Below are 26403 nucleotides of genomic sequence, written 5' to 3' on the forward strand. Positions count from 1 at the left end.
TCTTTACTTAATATAAAGATTTCCGGATTTAAACGAAAAGCAATTTACAGATTAAGTGTATGATCACCCTTAGGATAATAAGGCCCAACACAAAACGCTGTATTGTTCAATTCAGGAGATATCATTGATGTTGTGAATATAAGTTGATAATTGTCGTGTAGCTTTTGACATTCACTAATAATAACATGCTGGAAGTTATGACTTCGCGCTTCTACCATTCCTTTATCTTCGATGTTATCCATGATCATAAAATTAGGTAGACGAGTTTCAGGATCGTCAACGCAGTGTAAGAAAATAGCAAGTCTTATACTATTCTTAAAGATAACCATTGAACTAGCAGAAAACTTACTCATACCATCTAGGTACATTCTATCTCTAGCGAAATCAATTATAACATCCCCAGGACTATCAAATGCTGGTTCATTGCCATCATCAGATATAAGTAAACGTTTAGTAATATTTTCTATATCTGAATAAACAGACACTTGTCTCTCGGCTTGTGCCTTGTCCAAGGTATCTAATTTTTCCTTAATTTCAAGAATCCTTCTTTGAGCCTGTTGTTTTTCAAGCAACAAGGAATTTATTTTAGCGATCCCACTTCTATTTTCCTCAAGTGAAAGAATTGCGCCTTCAATAAACCCTATGTTTTTCCCAATTTCGACAATCAAACTTTCTTTTTCAGATGGGATAACGGAAAACGTCTTAAGATTCCTAGCAATTTCGTTTATTTTAAGATTTATTTTTTCTAGGGAAATTTTTAATTCTGTAACTTCAACCTCAAGATTCTTTATTACCTGATTACTTTCTTTTGCTTGGAAATTTAGATTATTTAATTGTTTTACATAAGCATCATCCGAAGAGTTTTTGTTATGTTTGCTTTTACATAGCCCACAACTATGTTTATCACTATTGCTCTCAATAAGACTCAAGCAGGAAGGACAGTATTTAAACTCAATGCTACCAAGAGAAAAATTTACAGCTTTAGAATGAAGTAAAGCATCTTTTCTTGATTCGAGGGAAATCAAAAACAATTTAGTATCATTTATTTCTTTTGTTAAAGAAAGAATATCCTCTTCAATTTTAAGTCGTTGCGCAACTAATTCCATGTTTTCGCTTTGCAACTTAGATAAAATTGTCTGTTCTTCTTTATTTAGATTGGTATTTCCACTAGAAAGTAATGACTCCATTTTTTCATTAAGAGCATCAAGCTCCATTGAATAATTATCAATCCTCTCATTCAACGAATTCTCATTAACTCTTACATTATCACCACCAATTATTTTAAAAATAGCATTGGCTTCAGAGTTATATTTTTCGAAGCGTTTAGTTTCTGATAACAACTCCTGTCTTAAATTGTGAGCTTCTAAATCATCAATGCCAAGAAGATATTCGCCAATAGCACGCCTTAAATTTGGGTTATCAAAATTCTTTTCTTCTTTTAATAACTTTGTCGTTGCTGATAATTGATCAATATACATAAGTCGCATTATCTGATGAAGTGTTAGATTACGCTCATCATCAGTTTTATGCCTTGGCAGCCCTAGTAACTCAAAAATTTGCTGAGAGAAACTATGCAACGTATCGCTTCTTCGATAAGGATAGCTTGTCCATTGAGCACCACATTTAATTGCTGAATCAATTGTACCTTCATGTAAGTGCATTTTTGAAAGGCCGTTTTCAACAATATTTCTTTTTAAAGTGACCCTGATTCCATTAAGTAAAACTTGTGCGAAAACATTGTCACAATAAGATTGATGCTGAGTCCAATCAGTTATAACGGATCCTAAAGCATATGAAAGTAGATCTACAATGGTTGATTTACCTGTACCATTCCAACCTCTTATGATGTTTACACCCTTATGAAAATACTGATCATAAACGAATTTTTCATTTCTTGATACCGCGAATCGTTCTACAAGTAAATGGGGTTTAACCATTTTTTTCGACCTCATCATATCTATACTCCATGAGTCCCGTTCTTTTTTTAAGGCCATTTGCCCCATAAAATTCTATTTTTTGGAACTCTTTAGAAACCAGAATAAACCATTTATTTTTTTTGATTGCTGCTTCATTTAATGATGCTACTAATTGATCTGGCAAATTTGTTTCTGTTCTCTTAATCATACCGTTCTCAAAACTTTTCATATCAATTAATTGTTTTGATAAGAGATGATAAAATGCAATCGACTGTATTCTTCTTAACTCAACAAATATTCTATTGGGGTTTTGTATATTCTCATATGGCTCACATATTTTTTGTATTTCTTTTTTATAGATTCTCAACTCACTTGGAAATGGTTTTATAGATTTTAAGAGACTAGGAAAAAGCACATAAAAATCCATAAGCCTAAATAGCTCAATATCTATTTCACAATGATTTTGCTCTTGCAATAAAAGTAACGTTCTAAAAACACAATGATTTGCGTCAAATATGGGATGATATATTAACACTTTACCTCCCATGATACATGACATAGGCCAGTTAGAAAATAGAGCATTCCTGATACTAACTCAGTAGTTACTAAACTATCAAAACGGACAATAGCTTTATGCACTGGTTGTATTATTTCTATATTAATAAGTCGATCGACTTCTATTTTACTCTGACCACTTATTATTGCAGGATATATACACTGATGCCAGCTTGAGCAAATAGCTGATAAGACTTGAATATAAACCGTTTGTTCGACCAATGACATCTGATCTTTTGCAACTCTTCTAGCAAACTTACTCTTTAATCTGGTAGCTCTTTCCACTAAGTCAGAACGGTCACCACGTAAAAGTTTAGCTTCCAGACCAATGATAGCTCTGCCTGGATAATCATCGAGATATTCAGCCAAATCTTCCATAATTGATATTAACTCATCATGTCCTAAACAAGATTTTTTAACTTGATCAATAGTAGATTCTAAACTCGATAACGTGTAAAAATTGTTGTCACCGTCATGCGATGCTCCATCTTGATATCGCACTTGAGAGATATTCATGAGAAATTATTATCTCCTTTGTGTTTGGCATTATCACGGTATACAACAGTCTGATTTTTTATAGACGTCGGCGATAATCGTTCAGATTTATCATCTTCCACAGATTTATTTTTAGGTTGAGCATGATCCTTTTCACCATTATCAAAAGGCTTTGTTGTTTTAAAGGTTGAATATAAAAAGAATACAGTCAGAAGAATCAAAATAATTATAATAAGAACGAAAACTCGCTCTATCCCTAATAGATGAGTTAATTTTTCATCAAATATTTTATCAATTAAATAATAAAAGATATAAAGTACAAGTCCAGGAAGGCCAACTATCTTTATAGATTTGCTCCAAAAGTCACTCATCGAGTTCCCTAACCATGAATTAGCACATTGAAAGTATTGATAATTTATCACTACAAAAGCATAAAATCCATCAAAAAGCAAAAAATGAAATCGCTTAATTATCCAATAATTTCAATTGGTTAGTTTTTTTTGAGTTGATTGATTTTGATTCTGAGTGCTAAAAACGTAACTCTCATTAGACCCTTCGAATCGCTTCGTACATTGTGAGTTCAATGTAGTTTTCTTGCTCCTAGCCGATAGTAAGATGGCATCAGAGATCATGATGTTTTCGTTGCCGTGCGTTACCGTCCATTAAACTCCCCCTATCCTTACCACTTATCATTAGATAAAAAAACAAACACATTTTTTCATGCAGTTAACGTAAATGCATAAAATATAGCAACAATTGTATTATTACCGGACTCCTTATCTTCTACCCGGACTCATTTTTTTCACCCGGACCTATACCTCCCCTCCCCGTTCCGCGCTATAACCGCCTCGATACTCTGTTCCCGTGAGGTGCAATCATGAAAACCCGTGCTGACAGTAACGATGCTTTTCCCGAAAGCGGTAATGTGCGTATGCGGCAGGTGGTCCAGTTTCTGGCGATGAGCGAATCGTCGGTTTACCGCCTGATTAAAAACACCGACTTTCCCCGCCCCGTCCACCTTTCTTCCCGACTGGTGGTCTTCGATGCTGCTGAAATCCGCCAGTGGCAACAGCGCCGCGCCGCTATTCGTTAATTCACGCTCAGGGATGAGCCGACTGATACCCCATCATGAAACGCGCCCCCTTTCTCTGTAAGCAGTCTCCGGACCGCACGCTCGAAGTGGTGATCCTGGCCGGAAACCTGGCATGGGAGACCTCACGCGCCTGGCGAAAAGATCCCGAGCGGGAAGACAATATTCCCCCGGTGGTGCTCGGCCCGGATGAACTGGCGGATCTGGACAACCTGACCATTATCAGGCCCGACACGCTCTACGTCCGGGTACTTCGCACAGGCGATATCCGCGAAGAGGAACTGCTGAAAATCGCCGTAAAACTGGCGCACGCAGATGTACAGATGGCCCGGCTGATGGCCCCTGATGGTGAGGTACTGGAAGACTGGAGTGGTCAGCTTGCACGCCTGCGGCAGAAAAGGCCTTCCAACATCCTGCCGGATCACTTCCGCCTCGATGAAGAAGCGCTGTGGTTTGACAAGCTCACCGAACGGCGCGACGGTGAAAGCGACGTCCAGCCCCAGCGCATCTGCTCCCCTCTGCGCGTCACCGCCATCACCTGCGACAGCCATGACGGCAGCTACGGCCGCCTGCTGGAATGGCACACCACCACCGGGCAGTTGCGGCGCTGGGCCATGCCGATGGCAATGCTCAGTGGCAACGGCGAGGAGCTGCGGCGCATCCTGCTGGAGAACGGCCTGACCTACATCGCTACCCGCCCCGCCCTGCGCAGCCTGCTGTGCGAGTACATCTCGCGGTCACTCCCCGGACGCCGGGTCACCTGCGTGGAGAAAACCGGCTGGCACAACGGGGTATACGTGCTGCCGGATGAGGTTATCGGCCCCGGTGGGGACAATGTCATTCTCCAGGGCAGCCACTATCTGACCGGCGGCTTTGCGCAGGCAGGGACGCTGGCAGAGTGGCAGGAGCAGGTCGCCGCACTCTGTGCAGGCAACTCGCGGCTGGTCTTTGCCGTCTGCTGTGCACTGGCCGCCCCGCTGCTGCGCCTGACCGGAACGGGTGGCGGAGGCTTTCATTTGCGCGGTGAGTCCACCGACGGCAAAACCACGGTGATGAAGGTGGCCGCCTCCGTCTGTGGCGGCACGGATTACTGGCACTCCTGGCGGGCCACCGGGAATGCGCTGGAGGGAATTGCCAGCCGACACAACGATGCCCTGCTGCCGCTCGATGAACTGCGCGAAGTGGACCCACGGGAAGCCGGGATGATTGCCTATATGCTGGCGAACGGCCAGGGCAAGGGGCGCGCCCGCACCGACGGCGAAGTACGTAACCGCAGGCACTGGACGCTGCTGCTGTTCTCCACCGGGGAGCTGTCGCTGGCGGAACATACCGAACGCGCCGGGGAGCGCCTCTACGCCGGAATGGACGTGCGCATGGTACAAATCCCCAGCGACACCGGGCGGTATGGCGCGTTTGAGCAGCTACACGGCTTTGCCAGCGGCCAGCAGTTCGCCAATGCCCTCTGCGACCGGGTCGCCCGTTTCCACGGCACCGCCTTTCGTGCCTGGCTGGCCTTCCTCACCGGCGACCTGGACGCCAGCACCACGCTGGCGAGAGAGTTACTTTGCCGCTACCAGACCGCTCTGATGCCGGACAATGCCGGAAACCAGGTGCAGCGCATCGTGGCCCGTTTTGCCCTGCTGGCGGTGGCCGGGGAGATAGCGACGCTGCACGGCATTACGGGCTGGCAGGAAGGTACGGCGTATGAGGCGGTGCTGATCTGCCTGCACGCCTGGCTGAACGAGCGCGGCCATATTGCCAACCAGGAGGATGAAGGCGTGCTGGCGCAGATCAAGCGGTTCATCACCGCGCACCAGTACAGCCGCTTTGCCTCGTGGGATGGCCCGGACCGCCCGCTGAATATGGCAGGCTTTCGCCGGGTGGAAAAAGATCCGCTGACGGGTGAGGAATACACACTGTTTCAAATCCTGCCGGAGGGCTGGCGGGAAATGTGCCGGGGATTCAGCCCGGCAAAAGCGGCCAGGTTATGCCAGGAAGTTGGTTGCCTGCTGCCCGGCAGTGACGGGAAATACCAGTCGCAGGTTCGCCTGCCGGAGATCGGCAAAGCCAGGGTCTACCGGCTCACCTCCCGCATCCTCAGTATCTGAGTGCAGTCTCGCGTGTCTTAAAAAAAGGTGGGACAAGTGGTACACGCAGGACTGGCGCGGGTTTCAGCGTCCCACCTTAGAGAATTTGGTTAAAAAAAAGTGGTACAGGGTGGGACAGCCGTTGCTGAATCTGTCCCACTTTTCAGGCTGGCATTTTTCAGGTGGTAAAGCGCAAAGCCACGGCTGGCGCGGTTGTACCACTTGTCCCACCTGTACCACCTCAAAAACATAAGGAATGAAAATGGCGAAAAGGGAGTGAAAAGGCAAAGGCTGAAAGGAAGGGAGAACAAGGGGAACGGGCCTGCCCTTAAAGGATCAAAAAAAGGAGGCAGATTTTCAATTGGTTGCAACAAGTACCTCGACAAATCCACATAAGACGGCAGAGCAATACAACACCCTACTCTATGGGTGGAAGATTTATCTTAGGTAGTGACACCAGCACTATATCTGGTACTAGGTGTGTAAAAAGTTTAGGAAATGGTGAGAATACAGCTTGCCGGAGAGATTTTTTGCACTAAAGTGGCGCAGCAAGCATTATTTTGAGAAATATTTGAGATAAGTAAATAACAAAGCCTATTTTGAAAAAAACAACAAAGCCAACATGGTTATATCAGTAATTTTCGCTATGATGGATACATCATACCCATCGTTGAGGATAAGAGATCGTGTCTATGGCTACAACTCCTTCGGTTCCTTCACTTCCTGAACTTCCCAGTGTTCCAACAACAATTCTACCTGCAATTGCCGAACTTACCGCTGCACTGGGAATCCCAAGAAATGTATTAGCTAGTGATGAAGAAATAAGCTTTGCTTGGCAGGATTTACCAAGGGAACTAAGACTAATTCCTTCGGATCTTCGAGGTGAACTCGTCGCCCGTATGTGTGTTGCAGTAAGCGCTGGCTTATTTGATGGCGCAATGAATTACATATGGAATGCCGCAATTTTACAAATCAGACAAAAGGTAAGGAATTTTGGTTTGCCCATCGTAAGTCAGATGCTTCAATCCGACTTTGAAGAGAAGCACTTGATCGACTTACAAGATAGTAAACTTTTAGAACTTGCATTAAAATTAAATTTAGTAAATGAAGATGGTTATTTCTTCTTAGATCATTGCAGAGAAATGAGGAATAATTTCTCTGCCGCTCACCCAACTATCGGAAATATTAATGATAGAGAATTCACAACATTCCTAAATCGATGTGTTAGATATGCCTTGGCTGATGCTTCCTCTCCAAGAGGAGTAAATGTTGCAGATTTCATAGCATCAATAAAAAGTGCTCGTTTTACTGGGCAACAATGTGCTATTTGGATTCAGCGAATTAATGATACACATGCAGCACAGAGGCAAATTCTTATTGGAATGGTTCATGGCATATATTGCGATCCCAATACATCAGAACCAGCCAGATTAAATGCAATTGATTTATGCTCCGCTATCAGTGAACAGTTCACTGCGGCAATTCGCTCTGACTTGATCAACAAACATGCTGAATATGCTGCCAAAGGAGATGAACAACGCCACACAGCATCTACTCAATTTTTTGAAAAACTCGGTCAGATAAGATACCTAAGTGAAGCCGATCAACACATCATATTCTATCGAGCAATAGAAAGACTTTGGAATGCTCATAATGGAATGAATAACTTTTATAATGAACCCCCCTTCGCTGAAAGGCTTTGTGAGCTAGCAACTCACGGAGCAGTACCTGAAACAGTACAGGAATATTTTGTTCAGGTTGTAGTGGCATGTGCGATTGGGAATGGATATGGTGTATCGCATGGTGCATTATCATATTACACTGAAATGATTAGAACATTTTCCCCCAGAGAAATAGCGACTATGATTAGACTCTATTCCGATAGAACAAATATTGTAGGATATCGTATAGCTACATACTCCAGGGGAAGAGAACGATTTAAAGAGTATTTAAGAACACTCGATCCAGCCAGTATTTCTAGCGGTGTTCGTTCTGATTATGATAGAATATTACGAGAATAGAGTATTATCGGAGGGAGTTCAGCGCTCCCTCCTTAATAAAAATAGTCATTGAAAGGATATTATAATGGTAGAGTTAGGATTACTCTTTTTATATCTATGATATTGTAGTATTAATTCAGAAAGGTCTTCATCTACTGTGTAAAAATAAGCCTCAGGCACATCAAGTACTGCTGCAAATTTACAGACCAACTTAAAGTCTGGCGCATGAACTTCTTTTTCATAAGAACTTATGCGAGCACTTGCAGAATCTTCCTCAAGACCAGCTCGTACCCCCAACTCCGTCTGTGTCAGGCCTGCATTAACCCTTGAAATCTTAAGTCTTTTACCGATCACAGCTACAATCCACCCGATTAAACACACCAAGATTATCCCTTTCTTAGCTAAACCTATCTTCAAGACTTACATTGAAAATTAATGAATTACTTGAATCAAGGGCAAATAAAGAGCAAAATTCATGAATTACATGATTTATCGCTGTTGAAAAGAGAAAAAAGCTTTTGATATGAACCATGACAACATCCAATAACTCCGGGACATAACGACCCGCGCTGTGAGTGGCAGGACGCATTAACCAACACGCCTGACAGGAGAGTTGTTTATGCACACCGAACCACAACCTTGCACCATCGCACTGAGTACGGGAGGCCACCATGTTTCTGGTCTCCCTGGCTGAAGGCTTTATCCACCTGTTCCAGGCCGCAGGCAAAATCTTCCTCGATATGATGACGGGACTTATCCCGATGCTCATCTGCCTGCTGCTGGCCATCAACTTCCTGATGAAGCTGGTCGGCACCGTCAGAATGGAGAAAGTCGCCACCCTGCTCGGCCGCTCGCGTATTCTCACCTACGGCGTGCTGCCGGTGCTCGGCTGGTTCTTTATGAGCAGCCCCGGCGCGCTGACGCTCGGGAAACTCTTACCTGAGAAGAGCAAGCCCGGCTATGAGGATGCGCTCGGCACCACCGCCCATCCGCTCACCAGCCTGTTTCCCCATGTGGTGCCCTCAGAGCTGTTTGTCTGGCTCGGCGTCGCTGCCGGGGTTAAGGCGCTCGGCCTGCCCGTTACCTCGCTGGCGCTGCGTTATATCGCTGCCGCCATGCTGATTGGCCTGATACGCGGGATTATTACCGAGTACCTGTTCCTGCGGCTCAGCAGGCGGGGGAATGCGCCATGATGATTTACTGCGCACGTATTACTGCCATCGGGCTGTTTGTTGCCGACGGCCTCACCGACAAAATGCTCATCACCTTCGACAGCAACGGGCCGAAGGACTGTCTGGATTACTCGCTGTCTCTGGAGCCGTCGTTCCGGGAAGAGAGCCTGTTCATTCTGCCCGGAGACACCCTGTTGCTGGCCGGGTGCAGCTATCTCATTACCGCCGTGGGCAAAGGGGCGCAGCAGGCGCTGTTTGAACTCGGCCACCTGACGCTGGTGTTCAACGGTGACCTTAATCCCTGCCATATCGGAGCGGTCCATCTCTCCGGCCCGGTGCCGAACCTGCGTGACCTCCACGGCGAACTGATGATTGCGGAGGGACACCCATGAACACGGTGCTTATTCCTCCCGGCCCCGGCGGCTACGGTAAAGGGCTGTGGCTGCCCATAGGGAACGGCAAAAAGGTGCTGTCGCTGACCGGACGCGAGATTCATCCGGTGGCGATAGAAATCGGCGCACTGACCGAATCGGAAATCGTCAACGGCTTCGCCGATATCCCGCCGGATAGCGACATCCTGTGCGTGGTGATTAACTGCGCCGGGTCCCTGCGCTGTGGCCTGTATCCGCAGAAAGGCATCCCGACCATCAACGTGCTCCCCACCTGGCGCGCAGGTCCGCTGGCGCAGTTTATTACAGAGGATAACTACGTCTCCGGTGTGACGATGGAGCAGTTGGTTCTGGTGGATACGGCCGAAGCCCCGGACGTTAAGCCTGAGCCAACTACAGAGTCTGCACCACGGGTTATCACCACACCACCACCTCCTCGCGGCGCGGAGAAACTGGTTCGCATGGTCGAACAGACTGGCACCGCCGTCGGCTACGTTATCGCCCTGCTGTTCGCCGCCAGCCGGGAGGCGGTGGACGTGTCGCTGCGCAACGTCATTCCGTTTATGGCCTTTGTCTCGCTGCTGATAGCGCTGGTGCAGGAGACCGCGCTCGGCAGCCTGATAGCCCATGCCCTGACGCCGCTGGCGAACTCGCTGTGGGGGCTGGTGCTGCTGTCGCTTATCTGCGGCATTCCTTTCCTCTCCCCGGTGCTCGGACCGGGCGCGGCCATCTCGCAGGTGATTGGCGTGATGATTGGTACGCAGATTGGCGCAGGCGCGATATCCCCTGCCTTCGCCCTGCCCGCGCTGTTCGCCATCAACGTGCAGGTCGGCTGCGACTTCGTGCCGGTGGGCCTTTCCATGCAGGAGGCGAAGCCGGAGACCATCGCCAAAGGCGTCCCCGCCTTCCTGCTGTCGAGACAACTGACCGGACCGCTGGCCGTCATCATCGGCTGGTTGTTTTCCCTGGGCTTATTCTGAGGACTCAACGATGAACAAAATCAGAGCCGCCGTGGTAGGTGCAGGTATCTACGGCAGACATCATATGAACGCGTACCGCCACAACCCGGACACGGTGCTGGTCGCCATCTGCGACACCGACACAGAACGCTGTGACGACCTTGCCATGGCCTATGGCGTAATCGGCTATACCCGGCTGGATGCCCTGCTGCAGGAGGAAGCCATTGATGTAGTCTCAGTGGCGACACCTGACCCATACCACACCGAATCCATCCTCACCGCCCTGCGCCACGGCAAGCACGTGCTGGCGGAGAAACCGCTCGCTACCTCAGTACGCGAATGTGAGCTTATCGTGGAGATGGCGCAGCAGCGGGACCTGCTGGTCGGCGTCGATTTCCACAAGCGCTGGGATCCGGCGGTGATGCGCATCAAAGCTGAACTGGAGAAGCCGGAAACCGGGTGCATCCTGCGCGGGCATATCAGCATGGACGACGTGATTAGCGTCCCGACAGAGTGGCTGGACTGGGCTGGCGCAAGCTCCCCTGTGTGGTTTCTCGGCTCACACTGCTTTGACCTGGTGCGCCACCTTTCCGGTCAGGAAGTGGTGTCGGTGTACGCCGTCGGGCAGAAGCGGCTGATGATTGAATGCGGCCTCGACACCTTCGACAGCGTGCAGAGCCTGCTGACGATGGCAGACGGCAGTTCGTGGGTGGTGGAAAACTCGTGGGTGCTGCCGGAGGGCTTCCCGAAGGACAACGACGGGCGCATTGATATTCTCTGTGAGGCAACGTATATCCGCAGCACCTCGCAGCATCGCGGGCTGGAAATCACCACGCCAGGCATGACGCTCACGCCCAACAGCTATTTCATTAACTACCGCAACGGCATCGCCAGCGGCTTTGGTATCGACCCGATCAATGATTTTGTGCACGCGGTCAGACATAAAGCGCCCTATCCGGTAACCGCAGTGGACGGGCTGGCGGTAAGCCGGATTTGTGAGGCGGTGCACCGCAGCTTGGTGAGTGGGAAGCCTGAACGCACGATAATGCCATAACTTCAAGGGCTGTACCTTTCTGCTACGTCAGATTGGTAAAGCCCTTAGTCCTGCAAACCAGATAAAGCGCAGGAATTATTAGAAAGCATGGTTAGCTTTGAGCAAGAAGCGGATGTTTCGCTTAGTTATTCATATTATTGGTGATTTAATTCCCACTCGATATATGATTTCATCATAGGAATAAAACTCTCACAAGATGATGAAAATACCTCAACAAATTTTAATTTGTAACTTTCCGGAACATGCCAATCTTGAGGTATGCTATCTGCGATGGATTGATAAAACTCAACAGGTATTTCACAAATTTTATCCATCCATGACTTATACTCTTCTGCAGAATGCAAAATTCCGCGATGATATGGCGATGATTCAATAAACAATTTATTATCCGTCCATATAAGACCATCTTCTCCCCACGTCTCACAATTATCATCTTCAAAGGCAATTCCAGCATCCATGAATAGCAATTCGCCATTTAACAATTTGCAAGTATCATTTTTTACATCACCTATTGATAGCCAATTATCAAATATTGATTTGCCATAGAGATTTTTCATTTGGTTATTACTGAATTGATAACCCTCAGGTAACTCTTCTAGATTATGTATGAACTCATATGCAATAAAATGAGAAGTTGATACGTTTAGTTCACTCTTTACACTTTCAGAAAACTGAACTACATGGCCTTTTGGCCAAGGTAAACCTATTTTTTCGGCTAATTTAAAAGCTACTAATTCATTAAACAACGCATTTGTTTCATGACCGGACTTGCTGAAATATGTTTTTACAAACCAATCATTGCCTAGCTCATCAACACCAATAAAAGGATTGGAGTGATTTGTGGATTTTTCCAGTTTATCTTTAATGGAATTAATTATAATCACGGTAACCTTCAATAGAAATAATAAAATATGCCGCGAAGTATAATTGTATAACCAAAAGTAGCACAAACATTTTCGAGAGACTCCTGAGTTATTAATTTTTCCACGTGAGCTACCTCTGGTGAAGAGTTTACTCACTTAGCCGCATGTCCACTGTTGGTGGGTAAGATCATTAAACATGTATCAACCAGACTGAAGGCATAATCTTATGGTTATTCCGACATCTGGCACACAGTCGCGCCAGATGCCGTTCTGTTCGTCTAATCTCAGTGATACTGCAACAACATCTGTGAAATCTTCCTCGCTTCACCTGCCGGATCCGCCGAATGCGTGATCGCAGATCCCACAATCACCACATCCGGCCCTAACAGCGTATAGTCCTTCACCGTCTGGCTGCTGATGCCGCCTGCAACGGCAATCCGGGATTTCCGGCGGGCCTTCAGCATCGTGACCAAATCATCAATGGGTTTACGCCCCGCTGCCTGCTGATCGGTACCGGTGTGTACCGCCAGCAGATCGGCACCGGCGGCCTCCAGCAAAATAACTCTGGCAGTAAGATCATCGACAGAAATCATATCCACCACCACCTGTTTTCCCGTCTCCTTTGCCGCCCGGATACACGCTTGGATCGTTAAAACATCCGTCACGCCCAGAACCGTAACGTAGTCTGCGCCAGCATCAAATAACAGCCGGGACTCGAAATATCCCCCATCCATAATTTTCGCATCCGCCAGCACTTCCTTGTGTGGATATTTTTCTTTAATGGCTTTAATTGCGTTCACGCCTTCCCGAATTAGAAAAGGCGTGCCCACTTCAATAATATCAACGTCGTCAACCACCTTATCAATAAATACCAGCGCTTCAGGCAGGGTTAACTCGTCCAGGGCAAGCTGTAATTTCATGTTGGTTTCCTTGTGTCGAATGACTATTCGAGGTTGGCGTGCAGCGCAAAGCCTTTGGTTAAGCGATATCCCGTCGACTGGGCCAGATTCACAATCATGGCGTCACCCAGCACCATGACAGCCTCTTCAAACAGGCTGCCGCCGGGCAGAATGCCTTTCACGTTATCCGGTCCATCCGGCAATTTGTCGGTACAGGCCGGGATCCTGACCACCACATCCGCCAGTTTCCCCAGCGTGGACTCGGGGAAAATGGTCAGCAGGGCCACTGTGCCCCCCAGTTGCTTTGCTTTCGTAGCCACATTCACCAGCGAGGTCGTTTCGCCCGATGCGCTGGCCAGCAGTAGCAGGTCGCCTTTTTGCAGCGCAGGCGTGACCACATCTCCGACAACATGTACCTTCAGGCCGATATGCATCAGGCGCATCGCAACAGCTTTCAGCATCAACAGCGAACGCCCTGCGCCAAAAACAAATATCGCGTTCGCCTCAGCGATGGCCTGCTCCAGACTCGCCAGTGCGGCACCATCAATCCGCGCCATCGCCTGATGCAGGTCGCTACAGGCAACGCCTGCAACAGATTGTGTTTCCATCATGCGTCCTCCTGGCAGACCGGGAATAAATCATCCTGATACTCGAGCATCCCCATGATTTCCCGGACATAGTTATCGACATGCCCCAGAAAATGGAAACGTTCCGGCGCGGCTCGGTAGCGTTGATAAAGCGGCGTATCAAAGGTAATGCCAAGATGCGGGTTCTCTTTGACGGTGGCGAATTTGATGCGCGGAATATGCGGATAGTAGTGATTTTTACGCACGCACAGTTGCCCGTTCTCTTCTACGATGTAGCAGGCCATACCGTGGTAAAACTGCACTGTGTCGTAGTGAACCGCACAGGGTTTATACGCCAGGTTGCTGAACACCAGCGGCCCGTCGCCAATATTGATGGAGCAGTGGCCGTAATTCGGCGGCACGATAATGCTTTGCCCCTCCTTCACCACCGCCACGATAAGATCGTCCACCAGCAGATCTTTTGGCTCAACGGCAAAATCCGGCGACTCTTGCAGGATATACGCCGCCGTGCCCTTAATCACTTCATACACCTCCGGATGGGTGTTGCGCCGCGTGTCGTTATAGCCGTGATAATGGCCGCTGGTTTTCTTGCGCTCCTTGCCAATCGTCCCCGGCATGATGATGGTGATGTCGTACTGATACTGGTCAGCAGCAAGCCTTTCCTGATCCTCCGCAAAGCTGAGACCGCGATAAACATCGTAAGCCAGTTCATCACGCTGCGCTTCGGTGAATTCCGGTAAAACCACCGCCATCTGCCCGGCGCTTTTGCGACCAAAACCTAGATAGTTCAGCGGCGGTTTCAGCACCATTACGCCGTCGTCATCGAGATACAGCGGCAGGCCGCTGTGGTGTAGCTGTTTCATTTTGCCTCCTGTGTATACGCGTTAGCTGCGCGGATCGCCTCTTTCAGCCGATCGGATTTCATACCAAATACGCTCTGAATATTATTCCCGACCTCGACGACGCCCGCCGCACCAAGCTGTTTCAGCAGCGCTTTGTCCACCAGCGTCTTATCCGTCACGTCAATGCGCAGACGTGACATGCAGGCTTCGATGCTGGTCATATTCCCCAGCCCGCCATAGGCCAGAATGATGCCGCTCACCAGGTCGTTCTGTTCGCTCTCCTGCGCCACAGTGGTTTCTTCGATTTCGCGTCCCGGCGTCAGCAAATTCCAGCGGCGGATGGCAAAGATAAACAGGACGTAGTACACCGCCCCCATCACCAGCCCGACCGGGAACACCATGTACCAGTGAGGCGCGCGCGGCAGGACGCCAAAGAAGAGATAGTCGATAAGCCCGCCGGAGAAAGAGAGCCCGATGTGCACGCTGAACCACTCCATCAGCAGGAACACCAGCCCCGCCAGGACGGCGTGAATGCCATACAGCACGGGTGCAACAAACAGGAAGGAGAACTCAATCGGCTCGGTGATGCCGCAGACAATGGAGGTGATCGAGCCAGAGAGCATAATCCCCTTCACCCGCGCTTTGTTTTCCGGGCTGGCGCAGCGGTAGATCGCCAGCGCAATCGCCGGAATACAGAACATCTTGATGGGCGTCAGCCCGGCCATAAAGGTTCCGGCGGTAATCGGCACCTGGTCTTTCAACTGGGCAAAGAAAATGAGCTGGTCGCCATGCACCACCTGCCCGGCCTTGTTCACGTACTCGCCAAACTGCAGCCAGAAGGTCGGCCACCAGACATGGTTAAGACCAAACGGGATCAGTAGCCGCTCGACAAAACCGAACAGGAAGGCGGACACGCCCGGCCCCTGCACCGTCATGGTATTCGACAGGCCATTAATCAGATGCTGAACCGGCGGCCAGACCACCGCCATCACCAGCCCGACAAACAGCGCGGCGAAGGAGGTGACTATCGGCACGAAGCGCTTGCCGGAAAAGAACTCCAGCCACGAAGGAAGCTGGATGCGGTAATAGCGTTTATACAGCCAGGCGGCGATAATCCCGATAATGATGCCGCCAAACACGCCGGTCTGCAGTGAAGGGATGCCTAGCACCATCGTGTAGTCACGTACCTGCGCCACCGACTCGGGCGTGATCCCCAGAAACTGGCCGATGGTGACGTTCATAATCAAAAACCCGGCGATCGCCGACAACCCGGCAATGCCCTGATCGTCACTGAGTCCCACCGCCACGCCTACCGCAAACAGCAGCGGCAGGTTAGCGAAAATCGCGCTGCCCGCTTCCGCCATCAGCTTCAGCACGTGAACCAGCAAGTCAGCGCCGAGAAACGGCAGTCTGGCGACAATATTGGGATCCTGAAAGCTGACGCCGAAGGCCAGCAAAATACCTGCGGCAGGCAGCATGGCAATGGGGATCATTAACGATCGCCCGATGCTTTGTAACATTTGCAGAAGGTTGAATCTTTTCATCTCGATCTCCTGAGCGCGTCTTTATGACAGGGATTCGCACAACAGCAGGTTCTGCTCCGAACACCTTCAGTATCCGTACCGAAGATGATTAAAAAAACAGCAATCAAAGACGAAAGTTATTTCCGGTTTTCGCTTAAAACCGGAAATTTTATGAGGACAATCACGCCAGAAGCCGTCAGAAAGGGATAAAAGAGGAAATCGCGTTCGGCGGGAGGCCATCATATGAGTATCTTCGAGGCGCATTTTCACAGGCTGCACGCCCGCTTCGGCGCAGGTCAGACGCACGAATTACAGATGCAGGAGATCGCCGCCATCTTTGGCTGTTCAGTGCGTAACTGCCGGATTGCGCTGAAAAAGATGCATCAGGAAAAATGGCTCGAATGGCAGCCCCAGCGCGGACGCGGCAAGCGCTCACGGCTCCACCTGTTAACCTCACCGGAAAAGCTGTTCAGCCAGAACGTCAATAAGCTGCTGGAGAAGCAGGATTACGGCAACGTGCTACGATTTATCGGCAACGACAAGTATCTGCTGGATCGCCTGAGCCTGTGGCGCTTTGGGGTACAGGATAAAAGCAGCGAAACGCGGGTGCGCATCCCCTACTATCGCAATCTGGATCCGCTTAATCCGCTCGTTCCCCTGCGGCGAACCGAACGCCACCTCCTGCGCCAGTGCCTGAGTGGGCTGACGCGCTATGACGCCGTGCAGGGCAGGATCGTCCCCGATATCGCCCACTACTGGACCCACAACGAGGAGTTTACCCGCTGGGAGTTCTGGCTGAAATCCACCGCCCGCTTTGCCGATGGCAGCGAACTGGATGCCAGCGCCGTTCAGCGTTGCCTGCTCGCCGCCAGCCAGAGCCCGCAGTTCGCACCGCTTTTCAGCCCAATCAAAACCATCATCGCTGACGCCCCCTGGCATCTGGTGATTGAAACGCATCACCCGGTCAGGCGTCTCGACTGCCTGCTCGCCACTCAGCCGACAATGCTGTTCGATTACCAGCACGGACACATCCGCTGTACCGGCGCTTTCCACCTGCAGGAGCACAGCGACAACTTTATGGTCCTGCGGCGCAATCAACACTGGCACCAGGCGCGGCCCGGGCTGGATGAGATCACCATTTTTACCTGGGCACCGGAGAATATCAGCATGAGCTTTATTCCCCTGCTGCGGGGCGAAGAGGCGCAGGATGACCGCCCGCTCAACGAGCGCAGTCTGGAGCAGGGGTGCTGCTTTGTGCTGCTCGACCGTGACGGTGCCTTTGCGGATGAGGCCGGAAGGCGGTTTATCAATTACCTGCTGCAACCTGTCGAACTCCTCAGCCAGACGCAACTTCCCGACGAATACGCACGCATCCTCTCCGTTGCTCAGGGCATGCTGCCGCAGTGGAACCACCGCCCGGTGGATTTCGGCGGGATCACCGCGCCGTTTAACCTGCGTCAGCCGGTTATTATCAGTACCTTTCAGCAACCGGAACTGGTGGAGCTTGCCGGAGCAATTCGCCGCCTGCTTGAACGCTGGCATATTCGCGCCGAAATACGGATCGACGCATTTGACCACTTCAACAACCAGCCGCGCCCTCCCGCGGATATCTGGCTTAGCAACTTTATGCTTGATACCCTTTCGGTTCCGGCTTTTCTGGAATGGCTGGCGTCCACCACGCTGTTTACACGCTTGCCTGAAGCCCAGCGACAAAACCTGAACGCGCTGTTACCGGCGATTCTGAACAGCGACGATGAACAGGCGTTCGCTACGATTGCCGCCTTTTTCCATGAGATTACCCATCAGCGATATGTCATTCCTTTGCTGCATCACTGGATGGAATTTGCGACCGAGAAGTCATTTACCTGGCGGGATTTAAATACGCTGGGATGGCCGGATTTCAGCCAACTTTGGCTCGAATAATGCACGCCCGCAAAAGCTCGCTAAAGGGCCTTTAAAGGCCTTTAAGGGTAAGGGAGGGAAGTGCGAGATTTGGGTTCGGAGAACGTTTGGTCATCTGCATTGGCTACGTCCTCACGACGGAGACTGTTCAAAGGCCTCTGTACTGACGCCCCAAGAAAACTTTACCTCCAGCTCCGATTGCTGAACAGGTCAATGTCATCGAAGATATCTGCACGATCCAGATCCTGGGTTTTGTAGGCCCGTTTTCTGATGCACTGCTTTTTCAGCGAACTGAAGCAAGGTTGTAGAAGTAAAACAGTATTGCTGGCAACTGAGGCATTTTCTCGCTTTAGCGGAGGTCGCCACTGTGCTTAAACTCAGCTTATGACGTCAGCCTATAGTGCGACTGCACCAGACCCGAAGGGAAGCTGCGGCTGGATAATAGCGTCAAATCGATATCATGGGGCAGTACTCCAAACAGCGGTTTTCCCGAACCGAGCAGAACAGGAACAGTTGTGATAACGATATCGGCAACCAGACCTTCGCGCAGGAACGACTGTATTAACTGCCCACCATCGATATAGACCCGGTGCACGTTCTTCTCCATCAGGTCAGTAAGAGCCTCCCTGGGCGTGCGGCATGAAAACTGCACTTTGCCCTTCAGCGCCTCAGGCACCGGGGTATTGGTTAGCTGCCGGGAAAGTACCAGCACGGGTCGATCATAAGGCCATTCGTCAAAAGTCAGCACCTTCTCATAGCTGCCTCGCCCCATAATGATCCAATCTTTGTCCGCGATGAATGCGGCATAGCCATGGTCTTCTGTCGGGTCATCGCGCTTCAACAGCCAGTCGATATCGCCATTCTGTCGAGCGATATAACCATCAAGACTGACCGCGATGAAAGCATGGGTGGTGACCATCAAGTGCTCCGTATTCAGGTTGCATCTATCTCGTTGAGTTTAACAATGTCTGCTCTAGGCACGAAGCGAGCAAGTTACCTAAGCTGAAGGTCTGCTGTGAGCGAAGAGCGGACATAAACTTAACTGTATTACAAAAACTTCAAATGTTAGTACTGCGGCTTTCTGAGGTGCAGACTGTCAGTTTGTGCAGGAGGTTTTAACAGACGAGTTCTTTTAGAATGGTTATCAGAATGTGCGTCCAGGAAGCCCCGGACGCATTTCAGAAAGGTTATTTTGCTACTTCTATCTCTGGCGCTTTCCAGCTTCCATCAAGAACGGATTCTTTAGGCCAGTATGTGCGCAAGAACATAATGAACTTACCTTTTGGCACTGGTAACCAGTTTGATTCTTTATCTTTATCTGGCGCATCATTTTGAATGTACAGAACCACGCTACCATCAGGTTCTTTTTTCAGGTCGCCCAACATCGTAGAGTTAATCAGATAGCGATTGAGAGGATTATCCACCAGTTGGCGCTCTGGCAAGTCGTAAACAGTTAATGACCAGAAAGCATTAGATGGTGGAAGCTGCCCCTCCTGGAGCCTCATCACATACCGTTGATGACTCCCGTCCAGCGGTTCCCCTTTTGCGTCATGATTCATGATTGTAAAGTAGGCTTCTTCACCTACTGCACCAAAGAGCACCGCCTGAGAACCAGCGGCACGGCGTACATAGTCGTTACCTAAGAATGCGCGGGTTCCGCAAAGTTCAGCCGGGGATTTACTACGAGCCAGAACAGCATCAATCTCTTGCTGTCCTTCTTTCATTCCCTCAACGAGAGCAGTTTTTTCTTCGTCTGACAACGCGCCAACATTGAAAGGCTTTCCGGCTTTTATGCCAATTTTTGCTAAACGTTCACGAATCTCTACTTCCTCCGGTATGATCGGATTAAACTGGAGGGCAAACGCCAGCACATTGAAAAACTCAGGTGAAGTGCGCTCTTCTGCCGGGGTTAATGGCTGGATGAAATGAACATCAGCAGCTTTGTTAGGTGCCGGAGTCTGCGTGAATGCAGACAGGGTTTCAACTTTGTACCCTGCCTGAACGTGTTTCACATTATCGAGATCATCAGGGTTCTTAAGTTGGGTACGATAGACGGCAAATACCATTTCCGTTTCGGCATGTATGATTTTATCAATGCCTTTCGGTTTCTCACCTTTCCAGGATGGCCCAACAATAAGATAGTGACCACCATCATTGCCAGTAGTGCGGCTCCCTAAAAATGTTATCGTCTGGATGTACCCATCGAATAACTGAACCGAGAAATAACGGTTCTTATCTACGGCTGGCAGCGTCAACACTACAGGCTCAGAACGTAGATCAAGCCAGGCAAATGAATAAGGCGTATCAGAGTTTGGCGTCTGAATAGCGCGATCAGCAGAAGTGAACACACGAGGTACGTTTTTAATCTCGTTAAATGGCGCTTTGTACTCAGGGCTTTTCGTATTCAACGTGTAGGCATTCATAATGCGGTAGCTTTCTACCACCGGGAAACCGTATTCATAAGCGTCTTTGGCTATAGCTTTCATTTCTTCCAATCTATCCCCCTTTGGTGCGGCGAGTGCTCCCGCTGAAATAGCGAGCATACATCCGGTGATCATTACCTTGAGCGCCCTTCTCATTATTCCGTCCTTCGTCATAGTTGCATCAACCACACATCAGATGCTACGTTGATTTGATGTGGTCATTATAGGACCCAAAAAGATAATGATAAGGGTCATTTACGGTTAAATAATGGTAAAAAATGGACAAATAGTGACAACTTCCATTGCTCGCCTTGAGTATCAGCCTGGTGGGGATTATTCATTCGATCTTGAGATTTTTTCTGTAGAGAATCTACGATCTCGTTTTGGTCGGGTTCAGATGAGCATCCCACACCGTTATGCTTTTGGTATGTTGCTTTTGGTAACTGATGGTAGCTGTACGCAGTTAGTCGATTTTAAAGAAATAGAATGTTGCACTGGCTCGCTTCTCGTATTGACACCAGGACAGGCTCACCGTTTCGGGGACGATGACAAATGGAATGGGTGGGTAGTGCTCTTCAAAGCAGAATTTCTTTTCTCCCCAGATACGAACATTTCACGACCTTCTGACACTCCATCTCACGAAGCGGTATCAAACATCTCTGGTCATTTTTCCCTTGAAGGTGAATCCTACGAAACGATAGCTGATGCTTTATTGAGGATGAAGCGTGATACCAAATTGAAAGCAAGCCGATCAGACATTAACGCTTTGCTGTATCACCAGTTCACCACAGTATTGATGAGACTCCAGATTTTACAGGGTGGCAAACCACACCAACAGGACGCTACTACCGCGAAAAGGTTTAACGATTTCAAACTACTGGTAGAGCAACATTACCATCATTGGCATAGCCTGACGCACTACGCTAACCAACTCAGCTGTACGGAGAAAAGCCTCTCACGAGCAACACAAGCAGAAGCAGGAGTCACAGCAAAGGCATTTGTTACCGCACGAATTATCCTTGAGGCAAAACGTTTACTTGTGCATTCAGCTACACCCGTTGCTTCAATAGCTGTGCAACTCGGATTTAATGAAACCACCAACTTTGTGAAGTTTTTCAGGCGCAACGCGAATACCACGCCCGGCGAATTTCGCCAAAGAATGGGGAAACCAGATTTTAGGCAATAGAAGCCATAAAGCCCTGTGTAGTATTTGTCCATCTAACAAAAGTGGGTTAGGCCCACTTTTGGCACAGGGCTGCTGTTGCAGCCCTGGCAACCTTAGACTTCAATCGATTCAGAGATCTCTAACGCATCATCGACTTCAATGCCCAGATAACGGACTGTGCTTTCCAGTTTCTTATGGCCCAACAGAAGTTGGATCACCCGAAGATTCTTGGTTTTCTTGTAGATCAGGTAAGGTTTTGTTCTTCTCATGGATTGTGTGCTGTAAAGCGAATCTTCGAGACCAAGCTTTTCTACCCATCCATGAAAGATTCGGTTGTATTGTCGGGTTGATATGTGCTGGTTAGTTCCGACCCGAGACCGGAACAAGAAATCTTTACTGCGCAAATTGCCAAGCTTAATTAATGCAGCGACAGCTTCTCTTGTCCCTTTGGTTATCTCAAATTGCACAGGGCTACCGGTTTTCTGTTGCAACACCGTTGCTCTGCTTGAAACAGAGCTGCCATATGCAACATCAGAGACTTTTAGCTTAACCAGATCACAGCCCCGAAGTTTACTGTCCAGGGCCATATTGAACAGAGCTAAATCGCGCGTTTTACCTTCCAGTTCAAGTCGGATTCGGATACCCCAGATATGAGATATCTGAAGTGGTCTTTTTTGGCCTATGATACGGTCTTTGTTCCACGGGGACGTGTTCATACTCAAATCTCCTGAAATGTGGGAGATTTGAGTATGGTTGTCCCTTATGAGCGAAAAGCTGATATAACTGATGAATTGTTAACCTCTTGAATTTTGACCAATTCCCATTTATTGTTTCAAAAGAGATACAGTATCATGATAAACATTGACGGTATTAGTTTACACCATCACCTTAGGATCCAGAATGAGTAATAACAAAAATATTTCCAGTCGAATTTTTAAATCATGTATATTAAATAAATCAACAGTCGAAAAAAGAATATTTTCTCACGATGGGTTAATTGGCAACATCATTAAAATCACTGACAATGAATCTTTTGAAAAAGGATTAGATGATTTGTCAAAAACCAAAGATGGACAATTTATTTCAAATATATATTTTAGATATTACATTGAAAAAACCTTATTTGATTGTAGTGATCACTCGGATGATGATGTAGAAGTTCGTGTTAAATATTTCAAAAAACTCATTGATAGTTTAAGTTTAGTTAAGCAAACGGAACATAGGGTTGTTAAACAAGTATTTGGTGGAAATATAAAAAATGGTTCTCACCCTGTAAATCTAGGGCCATTTTGTTTTTATGAGGTACCTCGCCATGCAAGTCATATAAAACTTCCATTCTCTGACCCTTTCTTTAGTAAACCGCAAACTACAAAAACTGTTGTTCAATTATGTGTGAAATCATTAGATTCCTATAAAGCTTCAGAAATTGCAGACACTTTTTTCAATACGTTAGAATTGTCATTTGCTTTCTTATTGGCGAAGAAAGGTAAGGAGTTTTCTATAGGTGCTCTTATATATGAGTTTTCTCCATCCGAACCACCGATTATTTATACGGAAGGCTCAATTTATGGAAGGACTGAAAATAAACGCAAACAAGATCAAATCATTGACTTGACTGATCTGACTGCTTATTTTCCAGAAAAAAAAGCAAGCGCGATGACGAATTTTTTTAATGCGGTTTTATCTCCGAGTACCAAACTTGAAAGAAAACTCTCCAGAGCAGTTGAATGGATTGGAGAAGCTTATCTCGATAAAAACAGATCAAGCGCCTTACTTAAAGTCGTAATTGCGCTTGAAGCACTTTTCAAAGTTAATGAACGTAGTGTTATTACTGCCTCTATAGTAGCTAGCATGGCTGAACAATGTGCTTATATAAGTGGGGAATCAGTAGATGAATGCTTAGAAATTGAAGATTACGTCAAAGAACTATATGAATTAAGGTCTAAAGTAGTCCATGCAGGGTCTAATAACATTGGAGAAAATGAGTTGAAAAAAGCGTTAATATTTAGCCGCTCCATAATTTTCAAATTGCTAGACTTGAAAATAAACGAGAAATTCGAATCAATTGATGAATTGCAGCCAATGATCCGGGAAAGTAAATATAAATCATTTCCGCTGTTGCAGACTACTAATTAAAACACATTAGTGTAATGGATAATGTCCGCTTATGGCACGAAGCGGACTAGTTAACTGAGCTGGAGGTCCGCTGTGAGCGAAGAGCGGACACGTGAACCACACTCATCATTCAACCATATCAATACGTCATTGGGATTGATTATCATCCTTTCCCATGTCGGAACACTATTGTTCGTCCCCTCAATAGTAGCCCTGCTTCATTACAGGATGGGCATTGAGTTCAAAATCAGCTAAATTACTAACAATCCACCAATTTTTAGATGAGCATAGAATGTTGAATATTTTTATAGGCGCCGGTGCATCAGTTGATTTTGGCATGCCGTTGGTGAAACAATTCACTAACATTTTGCAAACGAACATTCTTAAGAGGCTTGATACAAATCTCTATAACTTTCATGGTCAGGCCATAATTAAAGATAAGTTTAAAACATTAATAGGGAGAGATGATCTAAACTATGAAGAAATGATAAAGCACTTAGAACTATGGATGCTAAGTGAAAAAGGAGAGAACTATCAGGCTTTGCATGGACTTGTGTCTCAGACCGTTGAATGTGTTCATCTTCTGTTGCTTGAAATACAGTGCAAATCCTTATTTAATATGATGCTTAAGTTTCAAGATTGTAGCGGAATAAAAAAACTATTAGAGCAGCATGGGCTTGTTAATGTTTTTTCTTTGAACCATGACGTAATGACGGAGGAATTATGCAATTACTATCATATAAAATTCAAAGATGGATTTAGACAACATGTCGATCATAACTACAATTCAATTGGAAACTTCAGGATCGCTACGAAAGAAGAATTTACAGAAAATAGACTAGATTTATTCAACTCTAATGAAAAAGGTTTAAATATTTTAAAACTCCACGGAGCTTTAGATGTTTTTGCAGTTGAAGATAAAGAAAAATACCTTAAATCAGATAGTACTAGTTTTGGAGAATGTATTGCTGCAATAAGGGGAATTGAAAGGAAAAGCCTTGATTACTGTCAGAGAACAGGCAGCAGAGGGGTCAATGAGCTATTTGTCGAGGACGACACCGGAGAATTACAATTCTTTCGACGTTCGCTGTTATCTGGAGGGCATAAATTTACCGGAAGATTTGAACAAGTAGCTCCTATTGGTTTATTTGAAGAATTTAAAAAAAGAATCCATGACTCTGAAGAACTTGTAATCATCGGCTATGGTTTTGGTGATGAACATGTTAATCAGATAATTTTAAATTTCCTTGATACAAACAAAAAAGCAAAAATAATCATATGCGATCCATATAGAGAAAGAGTTCCAGAATTTATGTTGGATTTTGAATTAAATATTGAAGTCCGTAAATTAGGATTGATTGGTTATCTTAATAGCTATTTAATATAAACCAATAAATTAGATTTGTATTTAATTTTTTTTAGAAATGTGCATTTCCAGAACTTAAAGTAACCGCGATGTACATTTCTTAATTCAAAATATGTGCCTACTGTTTTCATTCAGTCCATCTATAAGTGGCTTATTTCGATTGAATGTAACAGAGCGCCATTAGACGGTATGTAAGCCATCAAAGCGGGCCATGAGTTTTTATATATCTGACCTACAGTCAGGTTCACAATGTCTGCTTCTGGCACTATGCAGACGGCTAGCAGAATCACGAAGGCCGTTATTAGCAAGGAGCGAACATAGTTTTCATCTCTACTATTTAAAGTGACGCAGACTGGATGCAGGGTAACGCAGGAGGGATGCTTCCGGGCGTATTGGACGTCGCACCAGGTCCCCTCCGCAGTTTGGGCACTGACAATTAAGCCGTTGGGTCACGCAATCGACGCAAAACGTGCATTCGAATGAACAAATGTATGCCTCTTTTGATTCAGGTGGCAGATCTTTATCACAGCATTCGCAATTAGGACGAAGTTCAAGCATGGTGCTCTCTTATTGTTAAAGGGACATCATTGGCTATACCAAAGGCCATCTACCCGTATCTCCTTTTGCGATAGATGACGCTATTGTTTTTCACGTGTATTAGATGAGCATGGTCTACAGTCTGGAAAATTCAAGAGAGTGAATTATTCGGCAGAAACTCTCACTTCTTGGAAAAAACGACCAACCTACAACTTCCACCAAAGCCTAAACCAACACGGAAAATCCCGCTTTCAACAATCAACTTAAAAATCAAATAGATACAAAAACCCCTTCCATATCAACATCATCGCCACTCTTTTTGCGCCTTCCCTTCCCCATAAAAAATCAAAATACCCAACAAACTCAACCACCTCCCCCACCAATTACAGGGACGCCAGCAAATGATGATCCGGATACGTCCGGTGAAGTACAGAAAGCCCGCATGGCACAAGCCCTGCGGGTTT

Annotated in this window: 25 protein-coding genes and 1 pseudogene; 11 read left to right on the forward strand and 15 right to left on the reverse strand. The window is 47.2% G+C overall.

The genetic code is table 11. From position 1 onward, the window contains the following. Positions 1 to 44: 44 nt before the first annotated feature. The 4 genes from FDX24_RS10205 to FDX24_RS10220 are packed head-to-tail and all read right to left on the reverse strand — an operon-like array spanning position 45 to position 3337. Positions 45 to 1955 carry a hypothetical protein gene (locus tag FDX24_RS10205; protein ID WP_137364239.1) on the reverse strand — a complete coding sequence of 637 codons (1911 nt, stop codon included), beginning with the start codon at positions 1953 to 1955 and terminating at the stop codon, positions 45 to 47. Then, on the reverse strand, positions 1930 to 2451 hold the full coding sequence (locus FDX24_RS10210) for an ABC-three component system middle component 5 (protein ID WP_048218912.1): 522 nt from the start codon (positions 2449 to 2451) through the stop codon (positions 1930 to 1932). The genes FDX24_RS10205 and FDX24_RS10210 overlap by 26 nt, the downstream gene beginning before the upstream one ends. Further along, on the reverse strand, positions 2445 to 2987 hold the full coding sequence (locus FDX24_RS10215) for an ABC-three component system protein (RefSeq protein ID WP_048218432.1): 543 nt from the start codon (positions 2985 to 2987) through the stop codon (positions 2445 to 2447). Before FDX24_RS10215 ends, FDX24_RS10210 begins: the two co-directional genes overlap by 7 nt. Continuing rightward, positions 2984 to 3337: a hypothetical protein gene (locus tag FDX24_RS10220; RefSeq protein ID WP_137364240.1), complete on the reverse strand. Its 354-nt coding sequence runs from the start codon at positions 3335 to 3337 to the stop codon at positions 2984 to 2986. The genes FDX24_RS10215 and FDX24_RS10220 overlap by 4 nt, the downstream gene beginning before the upstream one ends. Before the next feature lie 506 nt (positions 3338 to 3843). Between FDX24_RS10220 and FDX24_RS10225 the strand changes: the two genes are divergently transcribed. From FDX24_RS10225 to FDX24_RS10235, 3 genes are all read left to right on the forward strand, one after another. Then, positions 3844 to 4059 (forward strand): AlpA family transcriptional regulator, encoded by a 216-nt coding sequence (locus tag FDX24_RS10225; protein WP_047723071.1) that lies wholly within the window; start codon positions 3844 to 3846, stop codon positions 4057 to 4059. A 35-nt stretch (positions 4060 to 4094) separates the two neighbouring features. Beyond that, positions 4095 to 6164: a DUF927 domain-containing protein gene (locus FDX24_RS10230; protein ID WP_137364241.1), complete on the forward strand. Its 2070-nt coding sequence runs from the start codon at positions 4095 to 4097 to the stop codon at positions 6162 to 6164. Positions 6165 to 6835: 671 nt separating this feature from the next. Then, positions 6836 to 8164, forward strand: a complete 1329-nt coding sequence (locus FDX24_RS10235) for a hypothetical protein (RefSeq protein WP_071557541.1) — start codon at positions 6836 to 6838, stop codon at positions 8162 to 8164. 45 nt (positions 8165 to 8209) lie between these two features. Here the strand turns inward: FDX24_RS10235 and FDX24_RS10240 are convergent, their stop codons facing one another. Next, positions 8210 to 8560 carry a helix-turn-helix domain-containing protein gene (locus FDX24_RS10240; RefSeq protein WP_137364242.1) on the reverse strand — a complete coding sequence of 117 codons (351 nt, stop codon included), beginning with the start codon at positions 8558 to 8560 and terminating at the stop codon, positions 8210 to 8212. A 254-nt stretch (positions 8561 to 8814) separates the two neighbouring features. On the opposite strand from FDX24_RS10240, the gene FDX24_RS10245 reads away from it, so the two are divergent. From FDX24_RS10245 to FDX24_RS10260, 4 genes are read left to right on the forward strand one after another with little or no spacing between them, the layout of a single operon-like run. Further along, on the forward strand, positions 8815 to 9336 hold the full coding sequence (locus FDX24_RS10245; protein ID WP_137364243.1) for a PTS glucitol/sorbitol transporter subunit IIC: 522 nt from the start codon (positions 8815 to 8817) through the stop codon (positions 9334 to 9336). Then, positions 9333 to 9707: a PTS glucitol/sorbitol transporter subunit IIA gene (locus FDX24_RS10250; RefSeq protein WP_137364244.1), complete on the forward strand. Its 375-nt coding sequence runs from the start codon at positions 9333 to 9335 to the stop codon at positions 9705 to 9707. Before FDX24_RS10245 ends, FDX24_RS10250 begins: the two co-directional genes overlap by 4 nt. Next, positions 9704 to 10684 (forward strand): PTS glucitol/sorbitol transporter subunit IIB, encoded by a 981-nt coding sequence (locus tag FDX24_RS10255; protein WP_137364245.1) that lies wholly within the window; start codon positions 9704 to 9706, stop codon positions 10682 to 10684. The genes FDX24_RS10250 and FDX24_RS10255 overlap by 4 nt, the downstream gene beginning before the upstream one ends. A gap of 10 nt (positions 10685 to 10694) precedes the next feature. After that, the gene (locus FDX24_RS10260) at positions 10695 to 11717 is read left to right on the forward strand and encodes a Gfo/Idh/MocA family protein (protein ID WP_137364246.1); all 1023 of its coding nucleotides are present in this window, start codon (positions 10695 to 10697) and stop codon (positions 11715 to 11717) included. A 134-nt stretch (positions 11718 to 11851) separates the two neighbouring features. On the opposite strand, the gene FDX24_RS10265 is transcribed toward FDX24_RS10260, so the two are convergent. From FDX24_RS10265 to ptsG, 5 genes are all read right to left on the reverse strand, one after another. Beyond that, entirely contained in the window at positions 11852 to 12601 is a 750-nt protein-coding gene (locus FDX24_RS10265) for a HipA family kinase (protein WP_137364247.1), read from the reverse strand. Between the two features lie 263 nt (positions 12602 to 12864). Further along, positions 12865 to 13500: a 3-hexulose-6-phosphate synthase gene (gene hxlA / locus FDX24_RS10270; protein ID WP_137364248.1), complete on the reverse strand. Its 636-nt coding sequence runs from the start codon at positions 13498 to 13500 to the stop codon at positions 12865 to 12867. A 23-nt stretch (positions 13501 to 13523) separates the two neighbouring features. Then, complete coding sequence (hxlB, locus tag FDX24_RS10275) at positions 13524 to 14087, reverse strand: 6-phospho-3-hexuloisomerase (RefSeq protein ID WP_137364359.1); 564 nt, start codon at positions 14085 to 14087, stop codon at positions 13524 to 13526. Further along, complete coding sequence (locus FDX24_RS10280) at positions 14087 to 14929, reverse strand: glucose-6-phosphate isomerase family protein (protein WP_137364249.1); 843 nt, start codon at positions 14927 to 14929, stop codon at positions 14087 to 14089. The genes hxlB and FDX24_RS10280 overlap by 1 nt, the downstream gene beginning before the upstream one ends. Continuing rightward, the gene (gene ptsG / locus FDX24_RS10285) at positions 14926 to 16452 is read right to left on the reverse strand and encodes a glucose-specific PTS transporter subunit IIBC (RefSeq protein ID WP_137364250.1); all 1527 of its coding nucleotides are present in this window, start codon (positions 16450 to 16452) and stop codon (positions 14926 to 14928) included. Before ptsG ends, FDX24_RS10280 begins: the two co-directional genes overlap by 4 nt. Positions 16453 to 16674: 222 nt before the next feature. Between ptsG and FDX24_RS10290 the strand changes: the two genes are divergently transcribed. Beyond that, positions 16675 to 18354 (forward strand): SgrR family transcriptional regulator, encoded by a 1680-nt coding sequence (locus FDX24_RS10290; protein ID WP_137364251.1) that lies wholly within the window; start codon positions 16675 to 16677, stop codon positions 18352 to 18354. A gap of 111 nt (positions 18355 to 18465) precedes the next feature. On the opposite strand, the pseudogene FDX24_RS23840 reads toward FDX24_RS10290, so the two are convergent. The 3 genes and pseudogenes from FDX24_RS23840 to FDX24_RS10300 form a co-directional block, all read right to left on the reverse strand. Beyond that, positions 18466 to 18629: pseudogene (locus FDX24_RS23840) on the reverse strand (IS3 family transposase); the annotation flags it as partial. Between the two features lie 86 nt (positions 18630 to 18715). Next, complete coding sequence (locus FDX24_RS10295) at positions 18716 to 19252, reverse strand: dihydrofolate reductase family protein (RefSeq protein ID WP_137364252.1); 537 nt, start codon at positions 19250 to 19252, stop codon at positions 18716 to 18718. A 268-nt stretch (positions 19253 to 19520) separates the two neighbouring features. Continuing rightward, positions 19521 to 20912, reverse strand: coding sequence for a DUF1254 domain-containing protein (locus FDX24_RS10300; protein ID WP_212732649.1), 1392 nt, complete (start codon positions 20910 to 20912; stop codon positions 19521 to 19523). A 133-nt stretch (positions 20913 to 21045) separates the two neighbouring features. On the opposite strand from FDX24_RS10300, the gene FDX24_RS10305 reads away from it, so the two are divergent. Beyond that, complete coding sequence (locus FDX24_RS10305; RefSeq protein ID WP_170973065.1) at positions 21046 to 21942, forward strand: helix-turn-helix domain-containing protein; 897 nt, start codon at positions 21046 to 21048, stop codon at positions 21940 to 21942. A 92-nt stretch (positions 21943 to 22034) separates the two neighbouring features. Here FDX24_RS10305 and FDX24_RS10310 read toward each other — a convergent pair whose 3' ends face one another. Beyond that, on the reverse strand, positions 22035 to 22637 hold the full coding sequence (locus FDX24_RS10310) for a site-specific integrase (protein WP_137364255.1): 603 nt from the start codon (positions 22635 to 22637) through the stop codon (positions 22035 to 22037). A gap of 184 nt (positions 22638 to 22821) precedes the next feature. Between FDX24_RS10310 and FDX24_RS10315 the strand changes: the two genes are divergently transcribed. Further along, entirely contained in the window at positions 22822 to 24057 is a 1236-nt protein-coding gene (locus tag FDX24_RS10315) for a HEPN domain-containing protein (protein ID WP_137364256.1), read from the forward strand. Between the two features lie 214 nt (positions 24058 to 24271). Further along, positions 24272 to 25423 (forward strand): hypothetical protein, encoded by a 1152-nt coding sequence (locus FDX24_RS10320; protein WP_137364257.1) that lies wholly within the window; start codon positions 24272 to 24274, stop codon positions 25421 to 25423. A gap of 312 nt (positions 25424 to 25735) precedes the next feature. On the opposite strand, the gene FDX24_RS10325 is transcribed toward FDX24_RS10320, so the two are convergent. Then, positions 25736 to 25960: a DUF1272 domain-containing protein gene (locus FDX24_RS10325; RefSeq protein ID WP_137364258.1), complete on the reverse strand. Its 225-nt coding sequence runs from the start codon at positions 25958 to 25960 to the stop codon at positions 25736 to 25738. Positions 25961 to 26403 lie beyond the last annotated feature (443 nt).

It is taken from the genome of Citrobacter sp. wls716 (genome assembly GCF_005280975.1).
In the GTDB taxonomy this organism is placed as follows: Bacteria; Pseudomonadota; Gammaproteobacteria; order Enterobacterales; family Enterobacteriaceae; genus Citrobacter; species Citrobacter youngae.